Below are 10,071 nucleotides of genomic sequence, written 5' to 3' on the forward strand. Positions count from 1 at the left end.
AGTAAAAACCTACTTATGGGACAGCCCCTTTTCTTTTTTGTCGCGCATATCCGGCTCCAACAGCACGACTTGCAGGCTAAGCTTCTTACACAATGTAATGTCCTTCTGACCGTCCTCAGCCAAACCAATGGCTTGCATATCCTTATGTTCCTTCAGAATGCTATGTAGGCTGCGCTCAGACCAAACCCTTCAGATGGTCTCCATTCCGATCCCATTATCCTGAACTTCCAATTCCAATCTGATTTGCGCTCCTCAAAGTGCAGAAGCAGAGCGTCCGTAATCTCTGAAGACTGTCTTGTATTTTCATGCAGCTCCCAGATTTAGTTGCATAATCTTGAATAGCCTGCTCTAAGTCAGACATCGTGCGCAAATGATCGCTTAGCCACCTCGCGGCATGACTGTTCTCTCCGGTTAACAACATCTAAGTCCATCTTACCAGTTGTCTTTTTTTCGTTTTCTACCGTGAGGGGATTCTGATACTTCCTGATGCAACAAAAATATCATAGCTCAAATTACAAAAACCTGTACTTTTTTATCCCTTTAGATAAGAAAGTACAGGTTTTTTTGTATATTATCTGACCAGTCAAACGTTTTTAAAGAGACTGGATTAATCTCCAAAGGTTTTTCATTACAGCGCAAGCGACCGTTACTAGCGCATCACCATGTCGGCAATAGGATAATCCGGTTGTGTGCTTAATATTTGAATATTCCGACGCAGGCGGTTATAGCGCAGCGAGCAGTAATCCAGGTAATCATCCCCTGTATAATGGCGCAGCAGGGCCCATACCGTCCATAACAAATCTTGGGCCATCATATAGCATTTGACCTTCATCAGATCATCCTCTGTAAACGTATTGCCGTAATAGGCTTCAAACAGTTGCCCAATAGCCTCTTCTGTCAAACGCGATTCGATGATATATGCAGCAATATCAAAGGCCGGATCATTCATTCCGGAATATTCCCAATCTATCAAATAGACACTGCCGTCCCCATCTACGAGAAAATTCTCCGGAACCGTATCATTATGGCAAGGGACGGAAAGGACATTTTTGAGATGGTTCTGCATGAAACGAAGCAATTGCTCTTTTAAGGATGCGTAATCAAAAAACAATTCGCCGTTGATCTGCGTGACAATGGTTTCATATTTGGCAAGTTCACTGAGCCAATCAAACTTGTTCGGGAAGTGCTTGGGACTACCGTGAATTTTCTTCAGTAAAGAGGAAACAGCCTGCAAGCTTGGCAAAGCCAAGGGTCCTGCCGCGGCAAGCGTTGTGCTATTGGGAATATATTTGCTGATCTTAATGCCGCTTTCCTCATCAAAATATATACATTCTGAATTTACGCCAAACTCCGAAGCGATGCCGTTGTTCACACGCTCGATCCCGCGATCGATCATTTGATCAGTCAGGTTACCGGGCTTGCGAATCACATACTCCGTTCCGTGGATATTCATAATGTAATTATAATTGGTCAACCCGCCTGCAAAACGAGATTTGTTAAAAACAATACTCTCATCTTCAAAAAAAAGACGGAGTTTTTGCTGCACCAGGTCTTCCATATTCATTTGTTTGGATAAAAAGTCGTTTAGAGGTTTCATGATGGCCTTTTCTCGGCATTCCATATACATGCTTTAACAATGTATACACTCGCCGCACAGATTTTTCCACAATTATAGCAAGATAGGAGAAGTAATTCAATGAAATGGGCACGCTTGAGGACGTTCTGGTACTTGTCGTGCAAGAAAGACGTTTTTGTACCAGATTGTCGGTAAAGGGGGCATTAGAATCCTAAAATCAGCTACCGAATCCTCCATAATCACGGGGAGAACCATGTTAACCTGCTAGTAAGAGTTAAATATCTACGATTACAGCGATTTCACAAATAAAAATGACCCATGTGAGGTGAGATTCGAATGGAGTACCGGGGAGAAGAAGCTCTCGGGCTTGTGGAGACATTGGGCATGGTTCCTGCCATCCAAGCAGCGGACGCTATGCTTAAAGCAGCGGATGTTGTTCTAGTATCCTATGAGAATGTTGGTTCCACACTCGTAACGATAATGGTAAAAGGTGATGTGGCGGCGGTTCGTTCGGCAGTAGAGGCTGGCGCTGAAGCAGCAGCGAAGATTGGAAAAGTCACGGCCCATAATGTGATGCCGCGTCCGCTCAGTTCTATTGCAGGAATTGTGAAAGCGCATTCTATAAACGCATAATTGCCGGGGAGGGAAAGAGGTTCATGAGCAAGCATGATGCACTGGGTTTCATTGAAACCTTTGGAATTGTATTCATCATGGAAGCGGCAGATGCCATGTGCAAAGCGGCCAATGTAGATTTGATCGGTTATGAAAACGTGGCGTCCGGTTATATATCTGTCCTTGTTCGCGGAGATGTAGGGGCTGTAAGGGCTGCAGTAGATGCCGGCGTCGCCGCAGTACAGGCGATGGGGACTGAGGTGTACAGCTCAAACGTTATTCCTAATCCACACCCAGACATTGAAAAGATCATTGCCCGCTATGCCCTTCCAGCTTAGGGGCAGGTTATCGACAGAAATTCAAGGGAGGTGACCGTCATAAACGACATCTTTGTTATGAAATCGAAAGTATTTTCAGGGGAACAGTCACTGAAGAAACTTGCGGAAATCCAAGGCACGAAAGCCTGTATCGTATCCGATCAGATGATGGAGAAGTTGGGTTATCTGGGGCAGGTGGTTGATTTACTGCAGAGCGGTGGAATTTCCACTTCAGTGTATACCGGTGTTAAGCCCGATCCAGACGTAAGTATTGTAGCCGAAGCGCTTCAAGTGTATTGGGAAAGCGGCGCTGATGTGTTACTGGCGTTGGGAGGCGGCTCCGTCATTGATACAGCGAAGGGCGTTCTGTACTTCGCCCGGCAATATGCGCAGGAGAAAGACGCACCTTTTGTCAACCCATCGTTTGTCGCTATTCCTTCTACCAGCGGCACCGGATCGGAAGTAACCGACTTTTCGGTGATTACGGCGGACGGTGACAAAATTGTTATCGTCGACAATTTTATCGCACCGGACTTAGCGATTCTCGATTCCACCCTTACCAAGCAATTGCCAAACAAAGTCGTGGTGGATACCGGAATGGATGTTCTGACCCATGCTCTGGAGGCTTATGTCTCTACCAAAGCGACCGACTTTACCGATGCATTAGCCGAAAAAGCCGTTCAATTGGTATTTGCTCATCTGGAAACGCTTTACCACGATCCGGCAGATGCAGAGGCGCGAGATCGGGTGCAGAATGCATCCTGTATGGCGGGAATGGCGTTTACTAACGCCGGTCTTGGCATCATTCATAGTATGTCTCACGCCTTTGGCGGAACGTTTCACATTGCTCACGGACGGGTGAATTCCCTGCTTCTTGAGGCGGTAATGGAGTATAACGCCAACTTGGGCGGAAAAGCCATAGACAGGGTTTGCGAACGCTATGCTAGGCTCGCTTCGCTGCTGCACTTGCCAGCCCGAACCGCTCGTGAAGGAACCGTAAGTTTGATCCAGGCAATTGGAAAGTTGAAACGATCCATCGGTATCGAAAATGGAATCCGTGAGCTTGGCGTTAACCAGGATGCTTTTGATGAGGCGTTGTCCCGTATGGTGCGAACCGCAATGGTTGACCGCTGTACGCCAACCAATCCACGGCAGCCAACAGCAGAAGAGTTGGAGCAAATCTACCGCAAAAGCTTTTAAGTATATTAATCCTACAAGATTGCGAGGGAATCATATTGGATATTCATGAGTTTTCAAGCAAATTTGCCGAAGCTACGAAAGCCATGGCTCCTCAAGAACGAGCAGCGATCATGAAGCTGTTCCAAGGAATTTCTAAGGGGCTATCAGATAAGGGAGCTCAGTCACAGGTTGAAAACAGCCTCGGTAAGCTTCATAAGGAAGAATGCGCATACCCGGAAGGAATGACCGAGCGTTTGCGGGCTTTGAAAGAACATTATTTGACCGCTACGCCAAGCATTACAACCTTCCGTGCCAGAGCCTTTACTCAGGTATACAAGGAAAATCCAGGTCTGCCATCGATCATGCTGCGTGCCAAGGCTTTCCGCAAAGCATGTGAAGAGGCTCCGCTGCTCATCCAGGACAACGAGTTGATCGTGGGTCATCCTTGCGGCGCGCCGCGCGCGGGCGCCTTCTCGCCTGACATTGCTTGGCGCTGGACCCGGGATGAGCTCGACACCATTCACAACCGTCCTCAGGATCCGTTCTATATCTCTGAGGAAGACAAGCGAATCATGCGCGAGGAGCTCTTCCCGTTCTGGGAAGGCAAATCGGTGGATGAAATATGTGAGCAGCAATACCGCGATGCTGGTCTTTGGGAGTTTTCCGGCGAAGCATTCGTCAGCGATCTTTCCTATCATCAGATTAACGGCGGCGGAGACTCCAACCCTGGCTACGATGTCATTCTAATGAAGAAAGGGATGCTGGATATCCAGCGGGAAGCCAAGGAGCATCTTGCGAAGCTGTCCATGCAAAACCCGGAAGACATCGACAAAATCTATTACTATAAATCCGTGTTAGATACGACCGAAGGCGTAATGGCGTATGCCAAACGGATGTCTGAATATGCGTACCAGCTAGCTACTAAAGAAACAAATCCGAAGCGCAAGGCTGAGCTGCAAAAAATCGGCGAGATCAACGCTCGCGTGCCGGCTCATGCGCCGACTACATTCCATGAGGCAGTGCAATCGGTCTGGACCGTAGAGTCTCTGCTCGTGGTGGAAGAAAATCAGACAGGCATGTCTGTCGGTCGTGTGGATCAATATATGTATCCTTTCTATGAGGCGGACAGAAAAGCTGGCCGTCTGACAGAGTTTGAAGCTTTCGAGATTGCAGGCTGTTTCTTAATCAAATGCTCGGAAATGATGTGGGTTTCCAGCGCGGGTGGCTCCAAGTTTTTTGCCGGCTACCAGCCGTTCGTCAATATGTGTGTCGGCGGGCAAAAACGAGAGGGCGGCGACGCCACCAACGACTTGACTTATCTGCTCATGGATGCAGTACGTCATGTCGGCGTTTATCAGCCTTCGCTCGCTTGCCGTATCCACAATAGTTCTCCTCAGAAATATTTGAAGAAGATTGTGGATGTCGTCCGTGCGGGATTGGGCTTCCCGGCCTGCCATTTCGATGATTCCCACATCAAGATGATGCTGATGAAGGGCTGCAGTATCGAAGATGCCCGCGATTACTGTCTGATGGGCTGTGTGGAGCCGCAAAAATCCGGACGCTTGTATCAGTGGACCTCTACTGGATACACCCAGTGGCCGATTGCCATTGAGTTCGTCCTTAATCGTGGCAAAATGCTCTGGCACGGAAGCAATCCGGGATTGGACATGGGCGATTTGAGCAACTTCAAGACCTATGAAGCATTTGAAGCAGCGGTGAAGAAGCAGGTAGAATACATCACCGAGCTTTCCGCAGTCGGTACCGTAATCAGCCAGCGCGTACACCGCGATTATGCGCCGAAGCCGCTTATGTCGATCATGTATGAAGGCACAATGGAGAGCGGCCGAGACGTTTCCGCTGGCGGCGCCATGTATAACTGGGGACCTGGCTTGATCTGGTCCGGTCTGGCAACTTACGCCGATTCGATGGCTGCCATCAAGAAGCTGGTTTACGATGACAAAAAATATTCGCTCGAGCAAATCCGTGATGCGTTGCTGGCCGATTTCGAAGGTTATGAGCAGATCCACAGGGATTGTCTGGATGCGCCAAAATTCGGCAACGACGACGATTATGCCGATCGCATTGCCGCCGATATCACGGGGTGGACGGAGAACTATCACCGAAACTTTAAGACGCTGTACTCTACCTTCAGCCATGGTACGCTTTCGATTTCGAACAATACGCCTTTCGGCGAGATGACAGGTGCTACCGCCAATGGGCGCAAGGCTTGGCTGCCGCTGTCCGACGGTATCAGCCCGACTCAGGGGCATGACAAGAAGGGCCCGACGGCTATCATCAAATCGATTAGCAAGATAGATGTCGAGGCCATGAATATTGGTATGGTGCATAACTTCAAGCTATTGCGTGGGTTGCTGGAAACACCTGAAGGGGAGAACGGACTGATTAATCTGCTCAGAACAGCCTCCATTCTCGGAAACGGCCAAATGCAGTTCAGTTATGTGGATAATGAAACGCTGATTAAAGCGCAGCAAAATCCTGATCAATACCGTGATTTGATTATTCGGGTCGCTGGCTATAGCGCGTACTTCGTGGAATTGTGTAAAGAAGTGCAGGATGAGATCATCAGCAGAACGATGATTGAGCATTTCTAAAATAGCCCCGTGCCTCTTCTCTGGCGCTGACGCCGGGGAAGAGACATTCTGGCATTTAGATTTGCGGAAAAGGAGGAGCCACAGCTATGGAGTCAGGTATGCCGGAAAGGCAGGCACGTATTTTCAACATTCAAAAATATTCCATATACGACGGCCCCGGTATCCGGACGCTTGTTTTCTTCAAGGGATGTCCCCTGCGCTGTCAGTGGTGTGCGAACCCGGAGGGTCTGGAAAAGCAATATCAGGTGATGTACCAGCGGGATTTGTGCAACGATTGCGGCGCATGTGTTGCGGCGTGTCCCCGTGGAATCCACCGTATGGACTCTTCTGGCTCGCAGGAGCCGTCCAAGCCGCAGCATGTGGTGGATCGGAAGATCGAGTGCATGGGCTGCCGGGAATGTGAGAAGGTTTGTCCCGCACGGGCGCTCTCAATCGTCGGGATGAATATGACGGTATCGGAAATTGTGGACATTGTAGAGCAGGATATGCTGTTCTACACGACATCCGGGGGCGGCGTCACGTTGGGCGGCGGCGAAGTATGTGCGCAGTCCGAGTTTGCGGTCAATTTGCTCAAAGAATGCAAGCGCTCCGGAATCCATACGGCCATTGAAACCTCTGGGCATACCAAACCGGAAGCGATTTTGGCCATGGCCGAGTTTACCGATCTGATCTTATACGATCTGAAACATATGGATTCGGATCGCCATTATCAACTGACGGGTGTACGCAACGAGCGCATTCTCGAAAATTTGCGGGAACTGATCACCCGCAAACATAACGTGGAGGTGCGGATGCCGCTAATGAAGGGGCTCAATGATGATGAGGACACCATCCGCGAAACGGTAGAGTTTCTGCTTCCCTATAAGGAATACCAGAATTTTAAAGGCATCGATTTGCTCCCTTATCACAAGCTGGGGATTAACAAATACAGACAATTGGATATGGCTTACACCGTTGAACGCGATCTAAGCCTTAATGAAGCCGATCTGGAGCGTATTGAACGTCAAATCAGCCAATACGATTTCCCGGTACGGGTTATCAAACATTAAGAGCATGCTTTCGAAGCCAGTTTTGTTGAGTAAAGCTTTAAGGAGGACCGCTTATGCAGCAGCCTGCTGGGCCGGATCTCGGGCGGATCATTCAGGAGTCGGTGCCGGGCAAACAAGTGACGCTGGCCCATATGATTGCTTCACCCGTGCCTGACATGTATGAAAGACTGGGCATCGATGAAGCGGGGGCTATTGGCATATTAACACTGTCGCCCAGCGAAACCTCCATTATAGCCGCCGATATCGCGACCAAGGTGGCAGATGTGAAAATCGGCTTTCTGGATCGCTTTGCTGGTCGGTGCTTCTCACCGGAGATATAGCCAGTGTGGAAACGGCGCTGCGGGCCATCATTGAGACGTTGGGCGATAGTCTTGGTTTTACGACGGCGGAAGTTACACGGACATAAAAAAACGTATATTGCTGGTTATCGGGGAATTGAAACGTTATTTGTTCGGGTAATAAGAGTGGAGTTGAGACCATGAAATTTATTACCGAAATGGAATTGCGCAATATGTACAGGTTAGAGCCTTTTACTTCATATATGGTAGAGCATGGAAGCCGATTGACGCCGGAAGCGCGCCAGTTTTTGACGGATCGCCAGATCACACTTTCCTATGGTACGCAAGAGCAAAATCAAGAGCCACTCCCGAATCCAGAGCGACAGGCGAAAAAGCCGGATTGGCGGCGTGGAAAACTGCGCTGTCAGATGCAATCCGTCTCAGCCCTGTTCTTGTTAACCGGGCAGGAGCTGCTGGAGCGGGATGTGCTTCTGGCCCAGAAGGTGCTAGAGCTGTCAAGGCAGTTTTCGGCCCTTCAGAAAAGGGAAGGAGGAGGTACATCCACTGCCGACTTATCTTTCCAGGGTTGTACCGGTATTACAGCCGATGTTCTTTTTGAGGATGCAGGAGATTGCTTTGAGGTAACCGAGTTTCACATTCAATTGGAGAAAGGCAGAGAAATTGCGTTGCTCCACCGTCTGCGCTGCGCTTTGCGGGAGCTTGGGTTTGCGATGTTGGAAGCCGCAGCAGGCAGTCCTCCAGAAAAGCCGGAGGAACCTATTGTTGCTGGAATCAACTTTATGATTAATGAATTGAGCTCGCTTATTTGCAGAACTACAGGAGGTGGAACATGCCAGAGACAAAACCCTTTGCATACTGCGATCAACTCGTAAAGCAATTTGAAGCGGTCATCCAGAAGCCGATTCCAGGACGGTCTTCGTTCTACTATACCGGTGTGGATCTGGGAACGGCCTGTGTGGTGCTTACGGTGTTGGATGATTCTCGGAAGCCGGTGGCGGGAGCTTACCGTTACGCCGATGTCGTCCGCGACGGAATGGTGGTGGACTACCTTGGAGCGATTCAGATCGTGAGGGAGCTTAAAGCGCAGTTGGAGCAGCAATTGGGTACAGAACTTGAATATGCAGCTTCGGCGATTCCACCGGGTACCGATTTACTGGATGCTGGCGCCATCAAGCATGTGATCCAAGGTGCGGGTTTTGAAGTTACGGCTTTACTGGATGAACCTACGGCGGCTAATGCCGTGCTGCAAATATCCAACGGAGCCATTGTAGACATTGGCGGCGGAACGACTGGCATTTCGATTCTGAAGGATGGCAAGGTTGTCTATGTCGCAGACGAAGCAACGGGAGGCACCCATTTTTCTTTGGTGGTTGCCGGGGCATACCAGATGAGTTTTTCTGAAGCGGACTGCTTTAAGCGCGACCCTGCCCATCACCAAGAATTGCTGCCGCAGCTTCGGCCGGTTATTGATAAGGTTTCCTCTATCATCAACCGCCATGTGGTGGGCCATGAAGTCAAGGAATTGTACTTGGTAGGCGGAACTTGCTGCTTGACCGGTATGGAGACGATCATTGAGCAGAGGACTGGCATTGCTACCTATAAGCCTAGCAACCCACTGTTTGTCACGCCACTGGGCATTGCTCTGAATTGCACGCGGGAGGCTATGTAAGTGGAATTTCGGATTATCAAATCTCCATCCAAGGGGACGCTGGACATTTTGCTTCGTCGCAGAGGAGCGCCCAGTAGCCGGGAAGTTCCCCAATGCGACGCGGTCGGTCTGGTGCAGGGAAGGCTGATTGACATGGTATGGGCCGCTGATGTAGCTGAAAAAGTGGTGGGCGTGACAGTGGAGGATATTCGCGGCAGCTGCCCGCAGAACATGATTCTTCTCGCTATTTTTGGTGACACGGCTTCTGTGGAGGACGCCATCGCCGAGATTAAGCAGAGAAGCGGAAAAGCGGGGAGGACGGACTGCTATGATTGCCGCTGAATTGATTCACAATATCTGGTCTACCCGTAAAGCCGATTCCCTTGTGGGAATGAAACTGATGCTGGCCGAAGTGATAGGAGGAAGCGACGACGGGCGCCGCTTAATCGTAGTCGATACGATCGGCGCTGGCATAGGCGATCGAGTGATTGTCTGCACCGGCTCTTCGGCCCGCAAAATGCTGCATACAGACGATGTTCCTGTAGATGCCGTCGTCGTAGGCATCATCGACGCGGACTGCATATTCGAATAAATATTCGAACAGAAATCTTATAGAGGTTGTTCAAAAAGTCCCCCCTTTGATCACGAAGAAACACTGAATGCATATTCCACATCGAATCTTGAATTCAGCCGGGCCTAAGTAGAAGCTTCCGAAGCATGTTTCCTGCGGAAACATTTCAGGTGCTCACGTACCCAAAACGTACGCTCCGCTCCTCAGG

11 protein-coding genes and 1 pseudogene are annotated in these 10,071 nt (G+C 49.6%); 10 read left to right on the forward strand and 2 right to left on the reverse strand.

The window, feature by feature from the left end; all coding sequences use genetic code 11:
• Positions 1-9: 9 nt before the first annotated feature.
• Both BBG47_RS31135 and BBG47_RS25945 read right to left on the reverse strand, forming a co-directional pair.
• The gene (locus tag BBG47_RS31135; RefSeq protein ID WP_302621974.1) at positions 10-138 is read right to left on the reverse strand and encodes a hypothetical protein; all 129 of its coding nucleotides are present in this window, start codon (positions 136-138) and stop codon (positions 10-12) included.
• A 511-nt stretch (positions 139-649) separates the two neighbouring features.
• Positions 650-1,597, reverse strand: a complete 948-nt coding sequence (locus tag BBG47_RS25945; protein ID WP_065294153.1) for a phosphotransferase — start codon at positions 1,595-1,597, stop codon at positions 650-652.
• A gap of 315 nt (positions 1,598-1,912) precedes the next feature.
• Here BBG47_RS25945 and BBG47_RS25950 point away from each other — a divergent pair, with 315 nt between their 5' ends.
• From BBG47_RS25950 to BBG47_RS25995, 10 genes and pseudogenes are all read left to right on the forward strand, one after another.
• On the forward strand, positions 1,913-2,209 hold the full coding sequence (locus BBG47_RS25950; protein WP_021255521.1) for a BMC domain-containing protein: 297 nt from the start codon (positions 1,913-1,915) through the stop codon (positions 2,207-2,209).
• 23 nt (positions 2,210-2,232) lie between these two features.
• Entirely contained in the window at positions 2,233-2,526 is a 294-nt protein-coding gene (locus BBG47_RS25955) for a BMC domain-containing protein (RefSeq protein ID WP_021259275.1), read from the forward strand.
• 30 nt (positions 2,527-2,556) lie between these two features.
• Positions 2,557-3,705, forward strand: a complete 1,149-nt coding sequence (locus BBG47_RS25960; protein WP_254659931.1) for a 1-propanol dehydrogenase PduQ — start codon at positions 2,557-2,559, stop codon at positions 3,703-3,705.
• A 35-nt stretch (positions 3,706-3,740) separates the two neighbouring features.
• Positions 3,741-6,296 carry a choline trimethylamine-lyase gene (gene cutC, locus BBG47_RS25965; protein WP_065294147.1) on the forward strand — a complete coding sequence of 852 codons (2,556 nt, stop codon included), beginning with the start codon at positions 3,741-3,743 and terminating at the stop codon, positions 6,294-6,296.
• Positions 6,297-6,382: 86 nt separating this feature from the next.
• Positions 6,383-7,345, forward strand: a complete 963-nt coding sequence (gene cutD, locus BBG47_RS25970) for a choline TMA-lyase-activating enzyme (RefSeq protein WP_065294148.1) — start codon at positions 6,383-6,385, stop codon at positions 7,343-7,345.
• A gap of 53 nt (positions 7,346-7,398) precedes the next feature.
• Positions 7,399-7,751, forward strand: a pseudogene (locus BBG47_RS25975) (BMC domain-containing protein).
• Between the two features lie 72 nt (positions 7,752-7,823).
• Positions 7,824-8,516, forward strand: coding sequence for a cobalamin adenosyltransferase (locus tag BBG47_RS25980; protein ID WP_065294149.1), 693 nt, complete (start codon positions 7,824-7,826; stop codon positions 8,514-8,516).
• A complete protein-coding gene (gene eutJ / locus BBG47_RS25985) occupies positions 8,474-9,313 on the forward strand; it encodes an ethanolamine utilization protein EutJ (protein ID WP_065294150.1) in 840 nt (279 codons plus the stop codon). The genes BBG47_RS25980 and eutJ overlap by 43 nt, the downstream gene beginning before the upstream one ends.
• Entirely contained in the window at positions 9,314-9,634 is a 321-nt protein-coding gene (locus tag BBG47_RS25990; protein WP_065294151.1) for a BMC domain protein, read from the forward strand. It begins immediately after the preceding gene.
• 43 nt (positions 9,635-9,677) lie between these two features.
• Entirely contained in the window at positions 9,678-9,884 is a 207-nt protein-coding gene (locus BBG47_RS25995) for a EutN/CcmL family microcompartment protein (RefSeq protein WP_254659932.1), read from the forward strand.
• Positions 9,885-10,071: the final 187 nt, after the last annotated feature.

It is taken from the genome of Paenibacillus sp. KS1, assembly GCF_001680695.1.
GTDB classification, from domain to species: domain Bacteria; phylum Bacillota; class Bacilli; order Paenibacillales; family Paenibacillaceae; genus Paenibacillus_B; species Paenibacillus_B suaedae.